The organism is Algoriphagus sp. (genome assembly GCF_046296635.1).
In the GTDB taxonomy this organism is placed as follows: Bacteria; Bacteroidota; Bacteroidia; order Cytophagales; family Cyclobacteriaceae; genus Algoriphagus.
In genome coordinates, this window is the sequence record NZ_JBKBKZ010000007.1 from 1 (window position 1) to 19,227 (window position 19,227).

At 40.7% G+C, this 19,227-nt stretch carries 15 protein-coding genes; 8 read left to right on the plus strand and 7 right to left on the minus strand.

Annotation, left to right across the window (positions count from 1 at the left end; genetic code table 11):
* Nucleotides 1–138: 138 nt before the first annotated feature.
* The 5 genes from ACK4HU_RS06975 to ACK4HU_RS06995 all read right to left on the minus strand — a co-directional run bounded on the left by ACK4HU_RS06975 (nt 139) and on the right by ACK4HU_RS06995 (nt 5,643).
* Nucleotides 139–855 carry a hypothetical protein gene (locus tag ACK4HU_RS06975; protein WP_409804743.1) on the minus strand — a complete coding sequence of 239 codons (717 nt, stop codon included), beginning with the start codon at nt 853–855 and terminating at the stop codon, nt 139–141.
* A 146-nt stretch (nt 856–1,001) separates the two neighbouring features.
* On the minus strand, nt 1,002–1,517 hold the full coding sequence (locus ACK4HU_RS06980; RefSeq protein WP_409804746.1) for a hypothetical protein: 516 nt from the start codon (nt 1,515–1,517) through the stop codon (nt 1,002–1,004).
* A gap of 169 nt (nt 1,518–1,686) precedes the next feature.
* A complete protein-coding gene (locus tag ACK4HU_RS06985) occupies nt 1,687–2,724 on the minus strand; it encodes a YhcG family protein (protein WP_409804749.1) in 1,038 nt (345 codons plus the stop codon).
* Nucleotides 2,725–2,912: 188 nt separating this feature from the next.
* A complete protein-coding gene (locus ACK4HU_RS06990) occupies nt 2,913–4,205 on the minus strand; it encodes a sensor histidine kinase (RefSeq protein ID WP_409804751.1) in 1,293 nt (430 codons plus the stop codon).
* Between the two features lie 49 nt (nt 4,206–4,254).
* Nucleotides 4,255–5,643, minus strand: a complete 1,389-nt coding sequence (locus ACK4HU_RS06995; protein ID WP_409804753.1) for a sigma-54-dependent transcriptional regulator — start codon at nt 5,641–5,643, stop codon at nt 4,255–4,257.
* Between the two features lie 464 nt (nt 5,644–6,107).
* Here ACK4HU_RS06995 and ACK4HU_RS07000 point away from each other — a divergent pair, with 464 nt between their 5' ends.
* Together ACK4HU_RS07000 and ACK4HU_RS07005 are read left to right on the plus strand one after the other, a co-directional pair.
* On the plus strand, nt 6,108–7,358 hold the full coding sequence (locus tag ACK4HU_RS07000; protein ID WP_409804755.1) for an efflux RND transporter periplasmic adaptor subunit: 1,251 nt from the start codon (nt 6,108–6,110) through the stop codon (nt 7,356–7,358).
* Between the two features lie 179 nt (nt 7,359–7,537).
* Nucleotides 7,538–8,236 (plus strand): ABC transporter ATP-binding protein, encoded by a 699-nt coding sequence (locus ACK4HU_RS07005; protein WP_409804758.1) that lies wholly within the window; start codon nt 7,538–7,540, stop codon nt 8,234–8,236.
* 48 nt (nt 8,237–8,284) lie between these two features.
* On the opposite strand, the gene ACK4HU_RS07010 is transcribed toward ACK4HU_RS07005, so the two are convergent.
* Nucleotides 8,285–8,677, minus strand: a complete 393-nt coding sequence (locus ACK4HU_RS07010) for a four helix bundle protein (protein ID WP_409804760.1) — start codon at nt 8,675–8,677, stop codon at nt 8,285–8,287.
* Nucleotides 8,678–8,808: 131 nt separating this feature from the next.
* Between ACK4HU_RS07010 and ACK4HU_RS07015 the strand changes: the two genes are divergently transcribed.
* From ACK4HU_RS07015 to ACK4HU_RS07040, 6 genes are all read left to right on the plus strand, one after another.
* Nucleotides 8,809–11,169 (plus strand): ABC transporter permease, encoded by a 2,361-nt coding sequence (locus ACK4HU_RS07015; RefSeq protein ID WP_409804763.1) that lies wholly within the window; start codon nt 8,809–8,811, stop codon nt 11,167–11,169.
* 181 nt (nt 11,170–11,350) lie between these two features.
* The gene (locus tag ACK4HU_RS07020) at nt 11,351–12,226 is read left to right on the plus strand and encodes an ABC transporter permease (RefSeq protein WP_409804765.1); all 876 of its coding nucleotides are present in this window, start codon (nt 11,351–11,353) and stop codon (nt 12,224–12,226) included.
* Nucleotides 12,196–13,287, plus strand: coding sequence for an FtsX-like permease family protein (locus ACK4HU_RS07025; RefSeq protein ID WP_409804766.1), 1,092 nt, complete (start codon nt 12,196–12,198; stop codon nt 13,285–13,287). Before ACK4HU_RS07020 ends, ACK4HU_RS07025 begins: the two co-directional genes overlap by 31 nt.
* Nucleotides 13,288–13,368: 81 nt before the next feature.
* Nucleotides 13,369–13,752: an ABC transporter permease gene (locus ACK4HU_RS07030; protein WP_409804768.1), complete on the plus strand. Its 384-nt coding sequence runs from the start codon at nt 13,369–13,371 to the stop codon at nt 13,750–13,752.
* 640 nt (nt 13,753–14,392) lie between these two features.
* The gene (locus ACK4HU_RS07035) at nt 14,393–15,085 is read left to right on the plus strand and encodes a head GIN domain-containing protein (protein ID WP_409804771.1); all 693 of its coding nucleotides are present in this window, start codon (nt 14,393–14,395) and stop codon (nt 15,083–15,085) included.
* A gap of 161 nt (nt 15,086–15,246) precedes the next feature.
* A complete protein-coding gene (locus ACK4HU_RS07040; protein WP_409804773.1) occupies nt 15,247–17,673 on the plus strand; it encodes an ABC transporter permease in 2,427 nt (808 codons plus the stop codon).
* 473 nt (nt 17,674–18,146) lie between these two features.
* Here the strand turns inward: ACK4HU_RS07040 and ACK4HU_RS07045 are convergent, their stop codons facing one another.
* Nucleotides 18,147–19,133, minus strand: coding sequence for a bestrophin family protein (locus ACK4HU_RS07045; protein ID WP_409804775.1), 987 nt, complete (start codon nt 19,131–19,133; stop codon nt 18,147–18,149).
* Nucleotides 19,134–19,227: the final 94 nt, after the last annotated feature.

Sequence of the window (19,227 nt, forward strand, 5' to 3'; positions counted from 1 at the left end):
CCCCTCCCAATAAAACAAAACTAACGGACACCGAGCGAAGTCGAGGTGAAACTAAATAGAATTTGGCTACTGGCAGATTTGCGTATATCCATATTAATTATTCCTAATAATACAGTCTCAAATCAAAAATTTTGAGCATTACCAAACTAACAGTCCTAGGTGAAGCGAGAGTATTCCGGTTTGGGTTCGATCTGTTTGGTAGGTTATGAAACCCTTATTATCAACCTTAATCGATCTACGCTTGACATAATTTATTCTATCTCCATACTGATACATCAATCTTAGATAAAATGATCCCTGACCAGTTCCTGCTCGGTCATTGAACTTTCGATTATAAAACCCTAATCCGACACCATAACCGAGACTTTCAGAATCTGTTGAGAGAAGTGATTCGAGGTCTTCTTGATTAAGGATGGTGTCGAGCAAAGAATTATCGACTTGAGTGTTGGTATTGAGCGCTTTCATTCCTACAAAGCCATCCAAAAAAGGAACGAACCCTTCCTCTTTTTCAACCAAAAAAACACGAATGATTGGCCCTACATTGTAATAATTAAAAGTAGTTTTCAACTGAGGCAAAAAAGAAGTGGCAGGTGTTTTATCCGTTCCCAAATTCATGTAATTCCCCTCAATCCCTATAAATACGGGACTGTAAACACCACCTTTTTTGGGATTAAGGAGAAAATTCATTCCACCGCCCCAACCTGTACCGCCCAAAGAGTTGTTGACAGTTTCTCGGAATTCCCCCATCGGTAGGCCAATATTTCCGTATATTCCAAATTGAAATTTGTTCGAACTCTGTCCAGAAGCTAAGTTTAGGATTGAGAAAAGAGCGATCAGGAAAATTGAAGTCTTCATATTTCAAATTTCCCCAAAAAAATCTTTTTCAATAATTTTCAGCGAATCTGTTTCCGCAAGATATACCAAAGCAGGATTTTTTTTTCACTGGAAATCAATAAATCAAAACACAGTTTAAGACTTCTTGCTTAATGACTCTCAAAAATCTATTTAATCAAGTTTGAGAAGAATGCTTTCAATTGTTTGGCTTCTTCATCATCCACTTTTTTGTCTTCCAAAACAGAAGCTATTAGTGTGAACATTTCATCAAAAGGAGCGGAGGATTTTAAGTGTTCATTTTTTTCAAGCCATTGGTTGAGTTTGTAGATTTCGTAGGTATTGACATCACCACTTGCGAGAATTCCTTTGAAGATTCCGTTTAGAAAATACAAATTTGGTGCACTGCTTGTGTCAGCACCATTTTCTTCTAAGAATTTGTTAAGAATATCTTTTAATTCTTCTATCTCCTCAGTATTCACTTTTCCATCATCAATGATTGGTTTGATTTGGCTGTGAAGGTTTTGAAATGATTCCAACTCGCAAAGTGGTTCATTTTCCCAACACCAACTTTTCAGGGCTTCGTATTCATTTTTGGTAATTACTCCATCGAGTGAAATGCCGTAAATTAAACCAGCCAGTTGAAAAGCTGCATTCTTAATTTCTTGATTTTTTGGGTTGTCCATTGCTGTTTTTTTTAAGAATTTACAACCATTCTATTAAAAAATGTACTTGGCATACATTATTTTGTTGTTAAATATGATGAGTTGTAGAAAAAAAGGGATGAACTACTTGAAATTAATAGTAAATAGTTTTTCATCGAAAAGTTAATTCGGCTGGATTTCAACTCTTTGATTATCTCTGATTTTCTTCTTTCAGTTCGTTTAATACCAAAGTTTGCAAAGCTTCTTTAGGTAACAATAATTGATACTCGGCTACCCCAATCGGCTTATTAATATCTTGAAGCGCAATTTCCACATCCAAGTGGTCTTTGTCAGCACAGAGAATAATGCCAATGGATGGATTTTCGTTTTCACCTTTCTCTAAGCGATCGAGCAAGGAAAGGTAGAGGTTCATTTTGCCGACATACTCAGCTTTAAAGTTTCCAATTTTTAACTCTATGGCGACAAGTGCGCGCAGCCCTCTGTGAAAAAAAAGTAAATCCACAAAGTATTCTTTGTGGTTGTACTCCAGCCTATACTGGTTCCCGATAAAACTAAAACCTTTACCTAACTCTAAAATAAATGTTCTGATTTTTTCAATCAGCCTATTCTCCAGATCCAATTCTCTGATGGGTTCTGTAATTCCCAAAAAACCTAAATTGTAAGAACTCTTAAACACTTCATTTGCATATCCAGCATGAATCTCAGGTAGGGTATGGTCAAAATTGTTTGTCTTTATTTGTTTTTGAGATTGATTAAAGCTGTTCAATTTGATCGCATTGAGCAACAAATCCCTTGACCAACCTTTGACTAGGGTTTCCTGTGCATAAAATTCTACTTCCTCATTTTGGATTACTTTATTGAGCAGTAATAAATTGTGACCCCAAGGCAAAACTGCGACAGCTTGTCGCAGTTTTGAGTCTGACTGGTAATACCTCTCATAAAAACGTTTCATGTCCCATAAATTCCGTGGAGACAAACCCATATCTGGAAATTCATTTTTCAAATCAATAGACAATTGTTTCACGACACCACTTCCGTAGCCTTCATCAAGATGTTTTTCAAAAAGCAACTTTCCCAGGTTCCAATAAATGGAATTTCGGGTGGTGTTAACCTGTTTTGCAATCGTAGTCCGTGCGATACGGATTTCCTCCAAAGCCTGCTTAAGGATTTCACTGTAGGCTACCTCAGGAATATTCAAAGGGCTCAAATTATCTTTTTCCTTACTCATTGGAATTAAAATTAAAAAAATACAATTATGACTTAGCATAATAAAGAACCAGAAAGGAGAATCGTGTCATAGGTAATGCCGCCCAGAAACCACCCTTATATGGTGTTGTCATCAGTAGCGGGATAGAAAATTATTTAATCCGGATTGGGAAAAATGGAAAGAGCGGTTGGAGCGAATGATGGCTTAACCTACTTAAAACTCATCGTAAATACCGTCTTTTCTCCCGGCACTGAGATTACTGAAAGACTTCCCCGATGTAAATTCATAATCTGCCGTGAAATGGCCAATCCAATACCAGAACCTGTCTTTTTGGTGGTATAGAAGGGAATAAAGATCCGTTCCAAAGCCTCGGGTATGATACCAGCCCCGTGATCTTCTACTTGGATCAAAGTCCCCATATCTCCTTGACCAATTGCTCTAAGGATAATGGATCGATCAGCCTGATTGGTAACCGACTCAGATGCATTTTTAACCAAATTGATCAAAATCATACTGATCTGATCTGAGTCGCAAAGTACCTCAAGTTCACTTGGAATTAATTCGGTGTTGACATCGATTTGATTGGATTTAAGCTCCTCCTTCATCAGTCCTATGACATTTTCGAAAAGCATTTTTACCTCAATCAATTCTTTTTTGGGTTCCGGAATATTCGTGTAATCCCGATAGGCATTTACAAAAGTTACCAGACCTTTGCTGCGGTTGGCGATTGTATCCAAACCTTCCTGAATATCCTGGAAACCGTCTTTTTTGATCAAAAACCCTTCTAGCTGCACGTAGCTGTCCTCATCAAGAATTGTCCTAAGCGATTCGACCAAACTCGAAATAGGTGTGATCGAATTCATGATTTCGTGACGGAGAACTTTAGTCAAGTTTTGCCAGGCTTCCAGCTCGTTAGATTGAAGTTCGGCATTGATGTTTTGTAGGGAAAGCAGTGTCCAACTTTGTCCGCCCATTTTTAGAGATGCCGACTGTACGATAAGATGAAGTCCGTTATTTACTTTGAATGAAATGCGCTGACCAGGCTTCATCTCAGTTACTTCTTTCAAAAGTTTGGGTGAAAGTTTACCCAGATCTTTGATGTCCCTGAATTGTGGTATTTGGAGCAGATGTTTCGCTGCATTGTTGATGATTCCGATTTTACCGAGAGAGTTGAAAGAAATGATTCCGGTATTGATATGCTGAATGATGACCTGAAGGAAAAGCATCTGTTCCTCCTTTTCAGCGCGGGTTTGCTTAAACACCTCCATGACTTCATTAAAAGCCATATTCACTTCGCGAAAGGAGCCACCCATTTTGCTATCTGAAGTGAAGGAAGAGGAAAAGTCAGTAAAGCGAATGGAGTCTAAAAAGCGGGCAAGTTTGTGATTGATCGAGTTGACATAATAGATCATCTCGCCAGTCAAAATGGTGACGATCAATACCAAAATCCCTGGCGCAAGCCATAACTCCTGAGTATAGTAGAGCCAAACAGCTAAAAACATGCAAATCGTAATCAGAATTATTCTGACGCTAATTCCAATCGAAAACCGCTTATAAACCATATTTCTCCAGTCTTCTATAAAGCGAGGACCTTGTTAACCCTAATTCATCGGCAGCGCGAGTGATGTGACCGTTGTGTTTTTGGAGCGCTTTGCGGATTAGGATTCGTTCCACATCCTCTATATTGAGATGTTCCAAACTTACAGATTCTTCTTTTTGATCGGGCTGAGCCATTTTTTGCAAAAACAAATCTTCAGGTTGCAGGACATTGTGGTTACTCATGATCACAGCCCGCTCAATGCTATGCTGAAGTTCACGGATGTTTCCAGGCCAGTGATACTTTGACATGCGTTTGATCAAAGGCTCGGAGGCTTTTCGGATGTCTTTGTTGTATTTTTTTGAATAAAAAGAAATGAAATGATCCGCCAAAACAGGAATATCTTCTATTCGCTCACGAAGAGGAGGGAGTTGAATTTCGATCGTATTGATCCGATAGAGCAAATCCTGACGGAATCCATTGTCATAGACCATGTCATGAATGGGCATATTGGTCGCCGAAATCAACCTAATATTGACATCGACCGGGCGATTGGCACCAACTCGGGTTACTTGGCGATTTTGAAGCACAGCCAAAAGTTTGGACTGGAGTGGCATGGTAAGGTTTCCGATTTCATCCAAGAAAAGCGTCCCTTTGTGCGCCTGTTCAAACCTACCGGCCCGATCTTCTTTAGCATCGGTGAAGGATCCTTTTTTGTGACCAAAAAGCTCTGATTCAAATAGTGTAGCGGTAATCGACCCTAAGTCCACCCCAACGAACGCCTCTCGATTTCTTCTGGAGTGTCTGTGAATCGCCCGAGCGATCAATTCCTTCCCTGTTCCATTTTCCCCTAAAATCAACACATTCGCATCTGTGGCAGCAACCCGTTCGATGGTTTCAAACACCTTTTGCATCGCTGGACTTTGACCGATGATGTCCTTGAATTTATTATCAAGGTCCTGCTGAAGCGTGTTTTTTTGATCTGTCAGTAAATTGACTTCCAGTTTTTTCTGACGGAGGTTGAGTGCAGAATTTAATGTGGCTAGCAATCGTTCATTCTCCCAAGGTTTAAGCACAAAATCGGTAGCTCCCTCTTTGATGGCTTTCACTGCAAGATTTACATCCCCATAAGCAGTGATCAAAACGACTACAGCAGAAGGGTCTAACTCCAAAATACGATCCAGCCAATAGAATCCCTCCTGACCTGAACTCACGTCCTTAGTGAAATTCATGTCAAGTAAAATCACATCATAGTTTTCATTATGTGTCAAAATCGGAAGCAGATCAGGATTTGTCTCGGTGTCGACCTGAGCGAAATGACGCTTGAGAAAAATCTTAGCTGCTTTGAGTAGGTCTTCGTTGTCATCTACGATGAGAATCTTACCAAATCGTTGGTCGTTCATAGGATAAGAGAGTTATATCTTAAAGGGGAAGGTGGAGTTAAAGTCATATTTCAGTGTTATTTAATGCTGTGTCAAGCGTATAATCAGCTGCTCGCGAAAATCTATTCAATGCGGCGAATTGTCTGTGAACACTGCTCACTGATTTCCCGACGCTGAGACTGAATACTGGAAACTGCTTACTGCCTTCCTGTTCCAAAAGTTTGCCGATTTTTTTCCCAGGTTAAATTGAATTGAAAAGTGCCATTTTCGGACGATTTTGGCCGTTTTTGAGATTAATAATTGAAAAAAAAAGTTACGAACAAAAATTCGACTTTGATCCACTTTTGTGCGGTGGCGGACGAAATTGTTCGAGACTCGAAATTTGCATTTTCTGCAAATCTTGATTTTGAGTGCCCAAGGGCTATTTTTTGCATGGCACATCATTTGGCATAAAGGGAGCAAGCCATGTAGGGCATTTTCACACAATGGATAGAAAAATAGAAAAGAAAACCTGGACCCCCCGAAAAATCGCAGCCATACTAGGTGGTGCAGTTTTATTGGGAGGAATTATTTATCAAATTGGATTTGCCGACCACCGCTCCACCATGAAGGTGGACAAAGAAAGGCTTAGCATCGCTACGGTTTCAAAAGGTGAATTCACTGACTACATTCTCGTCTCAGGTCAGATCGAACCGGCGCGAACAGTATTTCTCGATGCAATAGAAGGAGGGATGGTCAATCAGGTCATTCGCGAGTCAGGATCTTTGCTGAAAAAAGGTGACACTATTCTCGTGCTCACTAACTCCAATCTTCAACTCGATGTCATGCAGCGGGAAACGATGCTCTATGAGCAAATCAACAATCTGCGTCAAACACGGCTTTTGCTTGATCAAAATGACTTGAATCAACAAGGACAACTCGCTGAAATCGATTATCAGATCAGTTTGCTGAAGCCTCAATACGAGCGTTTCAAAGAACTTCATGATAAAAAGCTAGTGTCTCAACGAGAATTTGAAGAAGTAAAAGAGCAATACGAATACAATGTAAAGCGCAAAAAGCTCACTTACACTTCGTATCGAAATGATTCCATCGCCCGATCCATTCAATTAAATCAGTTAAGGCTCTCTGAAAGCAGGATGAATGCTTCGCTCAATGGAGTTGGTAATATCCTCGACAATTTGGTCATCACAGCTCCAATTGCCGGACAATTAGCTACCCCTCAGCAGTTGGAAATCGGACAAGCAATCAGCCCAGGTCAACGTTATGGTCAGATTGATATACTTGATGAATTCAAAGTAAGAGTACCGATTGATGAGCTTTACCTTCCGAGAATCGGACAAGGATTAAGAGGGAAGTTTACGCTTAGCGGAAAAGATTACGAACTGGAGATTTCCAAAATCTATCCGACCATCACCAATGGTCGATTTGAAGTAGACATGGTATTCACCGGAGAAAATCCGGCAGGTATCCGACGTGGTCAAAGTGTACGAATCCGATTGGAGCTAGGCCAAAGCGAGCAAAGCTTGTTGCTACCTACAGGCGGATTCTTCAAGGATACTGGTGGAAATTGGGTCTTTGTGCTCAATTCAACCGGAAATGCAGAGAAAAGAAATATCAGATTAGGAAGAAAAAATCCTGAGTTCTATGAAGTGCTTGAAGGACTCGTCGAAGGTGAAAGGGTAATTGTCAGTGGGTATGAGAACTTCGGGAATAATGAGGTGCTGGAGCTTAGGTAATTTCGGACGTGGGATTTCGGATTTCGGATTTTTGAAATCTGAACTTTTATATTCCAAACTATTAAGCTGAAATAATTAATAAATTGAATATCAATTAAATAATAAAAATATATCAACAAAGTGGATCAAGACTTTGGGCTATAAAAATCCGAAATCTGAGATCTGAAATCCGAAATCCAATGGTCAACGTAATCAAAACCGTAAACCTTCGAAAGCTATATGCTACCGAGGAAGTGGAAACTACCGCACTGGATAGTATCCAAATTGAAATCAAAAAAGGCGAATTCGTCGCCATCATGGGCCCTTCGGGATGTGGTAAATCGACACTCCTGAATATCATTGGTCTGCTGGATAATCCGGATGGTGGAGAATATTACTTTCTGGAAAATGAGGTAGCCAAGTTTTCTGAGCGTCAGCGTTCTGCCTTGAGAAAAGGAAATATCGGTTTCGTATTCCAGTCCTTCAACTTGATCGATGAATTGACTGTGTTCGAAAACGTAGAGCTTCCACTACTTTATTTGAAAGTTCCTTCTGAAGAGCGAAAGAAAAAAGTGGAAGAAGTCCTAACCCGCATGAACATCATGCACCGTAGAAATCACTTCCCTCAGCAGCTTTCCGGTGGTCAGCAGCAGCGTGTGGCTATTGCCCGTGCGATTGTGGCCAAGCCATCTGTGATCCTTGCCGATGAACCAACAGGTAACTTGGACTCAACAAATGGTGAAGAAGTAATGCGCCTTTTGGAAGAACTCAACAATGAAGGAACTACCATCGTGATGGTAACGCACTCCCCACACGATGCCAACTATGCACACCGAATCATCAATCTATTCGATGGAAAAGTGGTGACGGAGAATATTCGGGAGCAGTTTCATGTGTAGGTGGAGGTAGGAAGTTTGGAGGCAGGGAAGTTAAGCAAAAGGAGAAATCTAAGTCCTTGGTTTTTTGGGCGATGGAGCTTTTTTAACAGCTAGAGTCGCCCTAAAAGCTCCCATACTATTCATCAGGTTAAATGCTTGAGTGTAGAATGTTGAAAATTCTGATTCCGCGAGATATTTTCTTCTTTTTGCCTTGTGTAGACAAGTAACTACCTCAGCCAAGGATCTTAAAGAGTATCCAATAAACTTGCGAAATTCCTTGTTTGATTGGCCTGTAGATCCCTCGGCGATATTTAATGCTATGGAGTCTGCAGCCCTCCTGATTTGAGATATCAGATTGTACTTTTCATCAATAGGAAAATTCCCTGATACCTCGAAAATCAATTCGCCAAAATCCATCGCAGCGTGCCAAATCCTAAGTTTTTCAAATTTGAAACTTTCCATATTTAAATTGATTTAAGTTGATGTAAGTAACTAAAATACAATTATTTAGGTGAATTGAAAAGAAATCGCCATACTTCCTAACATCCAACTTCCAATCCTCCATACTTCCGTACTTCCTAACTCCCTACCCCATGCTCCGCCACTATTTCCTCCTCGCAATTCGGAATTTTCAGAAGTTTAAGTCCATTTTTGTTATCAACCTTTTGGGGTTGTCCTTGGGTTTGACGACGGTGATTTTGATCTCCATGTGGGTCAAAGATGAGTTGAGCATCAACCGGTATCATGAAAATTCGGATCGGATCTATGTCGTGATGACTAATCATGATAATTCAGGTGGAATAGTGACTATCAGAGAAACTCCTGCAGAAATGGCCGAAGCCATGAAAGCAGAATTGCCTCAAGTGGAATTAGCGGCGGGTGTTTCTCCTTTTATAAAAGGAATGGTCTTCGATTCGGAAACAGAAAAATTTGAGGCCGAAGGATTATTTGTTGATCAAGCCTACTTGGATATGTTTAGCCATAAGTTTATTGTGGGTAATCAATCCAAAGCGCTTACAGGAATCAATTCAGTTGCCTTGTCTGAAACGATGGCTAATGCTCTTTTTGGAGCACCTCAAAATGCCATTGGAAAATCTTTGAAATGGCAGGTGTTCAATTTTGGCTATGAGGTGGAAGTTACTGGAGTGTATGAGGATTTTGGACAATTGGATGTGGAAAAGCCCCAATTTTTACTTGCCTATCCCTTTTTCAAACAAATGCTTGGGGATGGTGCTCATTGGGATAATTACAATACAACGGCATATCTGCTGCTTCGAGATGGAACTGATGAGGCCACATTCAATGCTCAGATTGCCAACTTCATCAAGGATAGAGCAGAAGGATCTAACGTTACGCCTTTTATTCAACTTTATGCGGATACCTACCTTCATGGCACATACGAAAATGGAAAAGTAGTAGGGGGGAGGATTAATTATGTGTGGATTTTTTCAGGCATTGCACTATTCATCTTGATAATTGCTTGCATCAATTTCATGAATCTAACCACCGTCAGATCTATGGCGAGATCTAAAGAAATTGGTGTGAAAAAATCAATGGGAGCCACCCGTATTAGCATTTTTTATCAGTTCATAGTTGAGTCGCTTTTGATCACTTTTTTGGCCTTAGTGATCGCAATTATTACTGTAAACCTCTTGCAACCCATCTTCAATGAAGTTACCTCAAAGCAACTTCAATTAGCTTTTGGGTTAAATGAAATCTTTATTCTGGCGGGGATTTGGGTAGTTACTAGTTTGCTGGCAGGGATTTATCCATCTATCTACCTATCCAGATTTAAGCCTGTCCAGATTATGACTATCAATCTGAAAGGTAGTGTAGGAGAGCTTTTGGCAAGAAAGGGATTGGTTGTTTTTCAGTTTGCAATATCACTGCTTTTGATTGTGGGTGTAGTGGTCATAGGCAAGCAGATGAATTTTATTCAAAATCAAAATTTAGGATATGATCAGTCCCATTTATTGCGAATACCATCCGAAACAATTCCGGAATCCCAATTGAATACTGTTCTACAACAAATCAAAGCTGTACCGGGGGTTGAGAATGCATCGAGCCTCACACATCCGCTCGTAGGGCTTGCAAATTCAACCATTGGACTTACATGGGAAGGTAAGAATACTGAAGAGCAGATCAAGTTTGAGAATATTTCTGTGAACATGAATTTGATTGAGACGATGGATTTTGAATTGGTCGCAGGAAGATCTTTTTCACCTGAATTTGGAGAAGAAAGCAGCAAAATCATTTTGAATGAAGCCGCTATAAAAACAATAGGATTTGAAGATCCTGTTGGTCAGATTATGAATCTTTGGGGCAACGACATGGAAGTGATAGGGGTGGTGAAAGACTTCCATTTCGAGTCGCTGAAAGAAAAAGTAAAACCCGCATTTATAAAATATGACCCAGGTTTTGCCCAAAATATCCTGGTTAGGATCGAAGCAGATAATCAAAAAGAAACCATAACAGGAGTTGAAGAGGTATTTCGGTCTGTTCTTGGACAGAAGCCTCAGGTTACATTCATGGATGAGGCCTATCAAACCCTCTATATCCAAGAGCAGCGAGTTTCAATTCTTTCTGAATATTTCGGTGTGATCGCCATCTTTCTGTCCTGTCTCGGGTTATTTGGCTTGGCAGCTTTCACTGCTGAAAGCCGAAAGAAGGAGATCGGAGTCCGCAAAGTCCTTGGGGCATCCATGACAGGAATTCTTGCACTAATCACGCAAGACTTTGTGAAGTTGGTAGGAGTATCTGTTCTTATCTCCCTGCCTTTGGCCTGGTACTTCGCCAATTCTTGGCTCGAAACCTATGCCATGCAAACTGAACTGAGCTGGTGGGTCTTTGCAGGTTCCGGACTGCTTTTGATCTTTATCGCTGTACTTACTGTGGGTTTTCTAGCCTTCAAAGCTGCTTCTTCCAATCCTGTAAATTCGCTTAGAAGCGAGTAAGAAAAGTATCAAGACATAAGTATCAAGTATTAAGACGCTAGAAACTAGAGACAAGAGACCAGAATCAAGACCCAATAAAACCACTTACAACTTACTAAACACTAATTACAACTTCCAAGCCTCCAACCTCCTAACTTCCCAACCTCCATACCTCCAAACCTCCATACCTCCAAACCTCCCCATGTTCCTAAACTACCTTAGAATTTCATTCCGTAGTCTGCTGAAACGCAGGCTGTTTTCCTTGGTTAATCTCCTGGGCTTGGTTTTGGGTTTGGTGACTTTCCTAGTTCTGTTTGCTTATGTTACGACAGAGTGGAGCTACAATGAGTTTCACACTCGCAAAGATGACTTATATCGAATCGTAGTCACTGAGGGAAATGGCGTATTTGAAACCTATTTGCCACCAGGATATGCTTCAATTATCGAAAATAACTTTGACCAGGTAGAATCTGTCAATCGATTTGCCGAGGGGATTGCAGGAGGTTTGGTTGCTGTTCCTGAAACTGATTTGGCTTTCACGGAGGAGAATATCAATTTCGTGGAGGGAAGTTTTTTCCAGTCTTTTTCTTTTGGAAAAAGTCGAGGATCTGCTGATTTAAAGAATCCCAATTCAGCAGTAATCACTGGACAGATAGCTCAGAAGCTTTTTGGAACGCAGGATCCACTTGGGAAGGTGTTCACATTGAGCAATCAGTTTGCAAAAGCTCAATTGACTGTAACAGGTGTTATCGAGTCCATTCCCGATCGATCAGATCTTCGAGGAGAGGTCTTTGTTTCTATTCATACCTTGGAAAATCCTGAATACCGTCAGGGCAATGACTGGGCAGATCCCAACGGTCTGGAATCTGGATTTGTCAACATGTTTTTGTTGACCAAAAGCGGAGTTTCTTCCAGTGCCCTAGCTGAGCAATTGACATCATTTATCCGCAAAAATCCCGGTTCTGAAAAATCGGAAATTCTTCTTCAACCACTCGAAGATATTCACCTAGGCACCAGTATCAGTGATCCACTACCAAGTTTTCAGAAATGGGATCGGTTCTGGTTTTTTTGGCAATAGCTATTCTGATTTTGGGGATTGCCTATGTGAACTATCTGAATTTGTCCTCAGCCGCCATTCTGACCCGCATCAAGGAAGTAAAAATGCGAAAAGTGTTGGGTGCCCAATCTTGGCAACTTGCGCAACAATTCATGACTGAGACACTGGTTTTACTTTCGGGAGCAGCATTTATTTCTGGACTTTTGATCTATTTGTTTAGCCCTGTTTTGAGCCGGATTTTTGGTCAGCCTATTTGGATTGAATCACTGATTCTGCCCGAAGTGATTTTGTTGGTTTGTGGGATTATGTTGACCTGTGCATTCATTTCTGGAACATACGTGGTTGTGCTTTCCGGTAGTTTTGATAAGAAATCCAAATTGAAATTTAAGCCTGATTCACAAGTGCTACGGAAGTCCCTTGTGGTTTTTCAATTTGTGATTTCGGTGGGGATAATCATTTGCACTTTGGTCATCAAAGACCAACTTTCATTCATGCAAAACCAAAACTTGGGAATGAATGTGAACCAAAAAGTAGCCATCGCAGGGCCAAACGATGCAGGTGAAAACCGAAGATCCAAAATGAATGCATTTAAGGAATCACTCCGTTCCCAGTCCTTCGTGCAGGAGCTTGCAGGTTCCAACAATATTCCTGGAATTGGCTATAATTTCTCCGCAGGAGGAATTACTCCCCTCGTACCAAGACCTGAGGATGAAAACTACAATTACTCGATGTTGATCATCGACGAGCAGTTTTTTCCAGTTTATGACATTGAACTAATTGCGGGGAGAAATTTCAATATGGAGGAAACTATTGCCAGTTGGAACGTAATCAATAAAGTTATTCTGAATGAAAAAGCTGCCCGACAGCTTGGATTTGAGAATCCAGAATCTGCCGCAGTCCTAAGTATACTTTGGGGCAAACCATTTGAAATTGTTGGGGTCGTAAAAGATTATCACCACATGTCTCTAAGGGAAGAGATTAAGCCTATGATTTTCCTTGCTAGTCAGGCAGATGGTTTTTTCATACTCACCATGGAGTCCTCCAATATGAAAGCCAATCTTGCCAGTATTCAGGTAATCTAAAAGGAGATTTTTCCAGGAAATCCATTTAACTATTCTTTTGCTGACGAGGTTTTTGAACGGCAATATCAGCAAGAATCGCAGTTGAGTCTCGCCTTCAGTATTGCAGGGATTTTGGCAATTTTGATTTCTTGCTTGGGACTTTTTGCGCTAGCTGCCTATGAAGTTCAGCAACGAACCAAGGAAATTGGGATACGAAAAGTTTTGGGAGCCAGCAGCGAGAGTCTCATCAAATTGGTAAGTGCAGATTTTCTGATTTTGGTGATGTTGGGTATTGTGATCGCTGTTCCGATATCCTGGTATTTGATGAATAGCTGGCAGGAAGGATTCCCATATCGATCAGGATTATCGCTGAGTACCTTTCTGCTCGCTGGAATTTTGAGTTTGGTGATTGCTCTGCTTACAGTGGGAGTTCAGGCGGTTCGGGCAGCGTGGGCCAATCCTGTGGAGGCGATTAAGACCGAATAAGCAAGACGCTAGACACAAGATATTAGAACCAAGACACAAGAACCAAGATATAAGACACGAGACAGAAAAAATTCAAGTACAACAAAAGCTACTCCCAACCCCCTAACTTCCTAACTTCCACAAAAGAGAAGACTTATTAGAACACTCTCAAAATTTGTTACTCAGGTATATCTAACCATTAAGAAAATTATGGTCATTGAGGGCTATAAATCAATCCTTTGTTTTTGACTTTTAGTAAGTTTCCTCATCCATGAATCGAAAAGAAGCTGGTGTCTCAAATCTTAATTTTCCTAATTCCCTAAATGGTTAAAAAACGATTGAAGTAAGCCTATTTAGGTCACTAAAAATAAAGTATGAGCCTTGGTTGATAAGATCTTTAGTTCTTTTTCAGACGTCTTTTTTTTCCAACTTTCACTTTTTCTTAAGCAACCTTTTTCAAAAAGTCTGCATCCAAGGAATAGAATTCAAAGTGTTGGGAGAATCTATTTAAACCTCATTACGTTCGCTGACGGTCAAAAATGCTTTTACCCGGACAATACAAAAAACTAAAATTCCCCTCTGGAGTGCGTAATCAGGTACTTTAACCTTGGCACAATCTCTGGCATCTAACTGAATTGAAAACTAACACAATCCAAAAACTATGAAAACTTCAAAAATTTCCGCCTTCGTATTTGCCCTGCTTCTAGTTGGCTATTCTGCTTTTGCCCAAAATTCTCAAGTCCGAACTCCCGGTACTTTTACTAAAATTGAAAACAACGGCAGCTGGGATGTGGAAATCAACAAAGGGTCTAAAGACGAGATCAGACTGGAATCCTCCGGGTTTGATTTAAATAAAGTAATTACCGAAGTAAATGGAAGAAAACTTACCATCAAACTTGAAAAAGGAAACTACAAAAATGTAAATATCAAAGTATATGTCACTATCCGAGAACTGGAATCCATCGGAAACGGGGGTTCAGGCGACATGATCCTCAATTCTGACTTTGGCGCAAATTCCTTCACAATTGGACTTGCAGGTTCAGGTGATATAATCACTCAAAACATAAATGCGAGAAAGCTTACTGTTGGTATGAGCGGCTCCGGAAAAGTAATTATCGAAAGTGGCCAAGCAGCTGAAGCAAGTATTGGTCAATCAGGTTCCGGTGATCTTCAAGCGATCAATTTCACAGCTGAGGCAGTTAAAATCGGGAAATCCGGGTCAGTTGATACCTCAATCTCTGTAATTGAATCCTTGACTGTTGGATCTTCAGGTTCCGGAAATGTTTACTACAGAGGAAATCCAGAGAAGAAGAGTATCGGAGTTTCGGGTTCTTCGAAGGTAATCAAGCAGTAAATTGAAGTATCAAGTATCTAGATGTAAGTAGCAAGAAAATTAGAGACAAGAACTAAGAACCTAGAGCCAAGAGCCAAGAACTGAAAATCAAGAACAAGAAAAAGGAAAGATTGATCTTAATTTTTCAATCTTCCAATATTTTAATCTTTCAATTAAAAAACATGTTCAAAAACTACTTCAAAATCGTCTTCCGGAATGCCAAAAAGCATCCGATGTATGTGCTGATCAATTTGATCGGACTTGCGATCGGCATGGCAGTGAGTATTGTGATTTTGCTGTACGTGCAGTTCGAACTGAGCTATGATAAATACCATCCAGATGCAGATCGGATTTACCGAGTTTCTCGCGCTTGGTTCAATCAGGACGGTGAGGAAAGCCTTCACTTGGGTCATTTGGCGCCACCTTTTGGCCCGCTGATTCAGTCCGATTTCCCTGAGGATGTTGCCGTTTCTGCACGATTATTCAATTTTGATGCGCTGATCAAGTCCGGCACCAACGCGATGGTTGAAGAGCGGTTTTTCTTTGCCGATCCGGAGACTTTTGATCTTTTTTCCTGGAAAACAATCGAAGGTGAAGGTCAAAATGCACTGAATGAAGCAGATGGAATCATCATGACCGAAAGTACTGCAAAGCGTTATTTCGGAAATGAATCTGCTGTAGGAAAAGAATTGCGGGCTGAATTAGCAGGGCAGGAATTCACCTTTCAAGTACGTGGAGTGATGGAAGATATGCCGGAAAACTCCCATTTCCATGTTGATTTTCTCGGTTCGGTGATTCCCGTAGTGCAGTTTTACGGCGGTCAGGAAGCATTTATGTCCAACTATGGTTCGAACAATTTTTCCACTTTCATCAAACTTGCAGAAGGCGTAGATGGAAAAGCATTCGAAGCCAAACTTCCGGCGATGATCGACCGACATATGGGCGAGAACCAAGCAGGAATTCCCATGTCTAAAGGTACTAAGCTTAATCTTTGGCCCATTTCAGATGTTCACCTTCATTCCAATTTGGCTTCAGAAATCGAACCTAATGGAAATATTGACTATGTATTTGTCTATCTCGCGGTAGCTTTGTTTATCCTGATAATTGCATGTATCAATTTCATGAACTTGTCAACCGCCAGATCTTCTTTGCGATCAATGGAAGTGGGACTTCGCAAAGTGATGGGCGCTGATAAAGTGATTTTGATCCGTCAGTTTATGGGCGAATCCTTCGTGATGACACTGTTTTCCATGATTTTGGCGATTATTCTGGTTTATCTGTTTTTGCCGACTTTTTCGAATTTCACAGAAAAATCCCTCACCCTAAATTTCTTCCAGAATCCGGAATATCTCTTGGGAATTTTTGGATTGATGGCTTTTGTGGGGCTAATTTCTGGTAGTTATCCTGCCTTGTTTCTATCAGGTTTTATGCCTGCAAAAGTGCTGAAAGGTGCCTTCAAAGCTGGCAAAGGACACGAGAATTTCCGATCTCTTTTAGTAGTTGGGCAATTTGCGATTTCGGTGATCTTGATCGTCGCTGTCTTGGTGGTAGTCAGACAGTTGGATTATATGCAGAACAAAGATTTGGGCTTCCAAAAGGAAGATATCCTTATCCTTCCTACGAGTGCTCAGATCAATGAAAACTATCTGATTCTCAAAGATCGGCTTGAAATTCATCCCGGTATCAAAGAAGTAAGTTTGTCCAGTAGAGTTCCTTCGGGAAGATTGCTGGATTCACAAGGCACAACGGCTGAAGTCAATGGTGAATTGACTCAGCTGAATGTGAGAATTGCAGATATCCATGTTGCACATAATTTCCTTAGCACTTATGGGATACCGCTTGAGGCGGGAAGGGATTTTGATTTTCTCCGTGCAAGTGATTCCACCGAAGCTTTTATCCTAAATGAAGCGGCAATTCGAGCTGTGGGTTGGTCAAATCCAGAGGAAGCCATCGGAAAGCAGTTTCTTTATGGAAATCGAAGAGGTTTTGTCACTGGGGTGATGAAGGATTTCCACTTCGAAAGCCTTCATCAACCGATTGTTCCTATTGTGTTTATGATTTCACAGGATAGAAATAATCAGGTTAGTATCAAGATCGATGCTGCACAACGAGAAGAAGTCTTGACATACTTAGAGGGAGAATGGACCCAACTACGTCCCGATTACCCTTTCGAGCCGCTTTTCGTCGATGAGGGATTCAATCGCCAATATGAAGCCGAAGCAAAAGTAAAAACAGTATTCACCTTCTTCTCGGTCTTGGCGATTTTGATTTCCATTCTTGGGTTGTTAGGCTTGGTCACATTTGCAACAGAACAACGAACTCGGGAAATTGGAATTCGAAAGGTGATGGGAGCAGAGACAGGAAATATTATGGTATTGCTTGGCAAAGATTTCCTGAAGCTTGTGGTTATCGGTTTTCTTATTGCCATACCTGTTTCCTGGTTTGGAATGAGCAGTTGGCTGGAGGATTTTGCTTATAAAACCGGAATCTCTTGGACCATTTTTGGTTGGGCAGGATTGATTGCAGGAATTATCGCTGCAGCAACTGTGGCCTCACAAACGCTCAAAGCCGCTTGGTCAAATCCGGTGAAGAGTATTAAAAGTGAGTAAAAAGTATGAAGTATCAAATATCAAAATTTAGAAACAAGATTTTAGAAACAAGAGGCTAGAGAAATATGGTAGAAATACAATAGAAATAGGCTCCCTGCGGTCGAGAAATAGAGTCAACATCTCAGCGACAAAGGGAAAGGATTTCAGTAGCAAAGTTTTAACTTGAAATAAGGTGGAAATACAATAGAGATAGGCTTCCTTCGGTCGCGAGATATGCTACACGAAATATGAGCTGCTTGATACGCTACGCGAGATACACTCCCTTCAGTTGTGAAATATTTGCGGAGAGCTGAAAGAGAATGAATCTCCAAAACCTTGGCTTCTCTAAAGAGACAAGGCTACCGTCCTCACAAATACCCTCATTATTTCATCCGTCGCAGGCGGACATATTTCAACAATATTTCAATCGTATTTCCAATTTTTAAACCTGACTTCAACGTCGTAAATCGTACATCGTAAATCAAAAATCCAGCTCACATCAAAAACCCATTCTCCACCGGATAGGGCTCTGGAATGTCTTTTTCCTCCAGCATTTCAAGCAGATCAATTTCAATCACACGAGTGATGGAAGAAATTGGCACATCGTTGTATGCTCCTTCGAAAGGATTTTCAGAGTAATCCCCAATCCGATCCACCAAAAAGAAAATCCAAATAATTATCGTAGAAAACGGCACTGTTAGCCAGTAATGAAGCATGGAGGATTGTGTGAAAATATCCAGCAAACCAAATGGAATCAGTGCACAAAAGATGTAATTGATAAACAAACCGGTGGAGGCATATTGCCTAGGAAAAGGGAAATTCTTAATCCGCTCAGACATGCCTTGGCTGTCCATAAGTTTGGAGATCAATTGCTGAAGCCAAACATGCTTGTACTCTGTGATACCTCCACTTTCTTCCAGTTTTTTCAATTCCAAACTTTGAGTCTTCAAGAGATGAAAAGGGATATTGGTGTAGGTTTTTAAGTTATCTATTTGATCAGAGGTAAGGTATTTTTCCAATTCCGGAAAGACCCCCTTCAGTCCTTCTTCTCGATAGTAAGGGGTAAAAACCAAGTTCTCTACTTTCGCCCCATGCTCCCAGGATTTCATCTTTCGCATAGCGTGCTTCAGCGCCAGAACCCAGGCTATATGACGATAGACAAATTCTTTTTTCCACTCAAATGAAACATCTGACTTGGGAAGGCTCAAAACGCCAATCGCAATGGATCTACTGTCGTTGATGATCGCCCCCCAGATTTTCCGGGCTTCCCAAGCGCGATCGTAGGAGCTGTTGTTTTTGAAACCCAAATAAAAAGCTACCGCTATACCGATGACTGAGATGGGTTGCCAGGGAAGAGAAAAAGGAATGTCGGTTATTTCATAGAGAACGATGATAGCTAAAGAATAAAAAAACGCGTTGATTAATGGTTTTTTAGACCAGCGGATCGTGCTCCAGATATGATAGTGCCTGTTGACGTACATGGATGGTGGTTTAGGTTTAACCCGGACTATGCATTAGCAATTCTATTACAGGCTTTAATTGCTTTAAAATCAGACACTGCTTTGCTATTTTCAA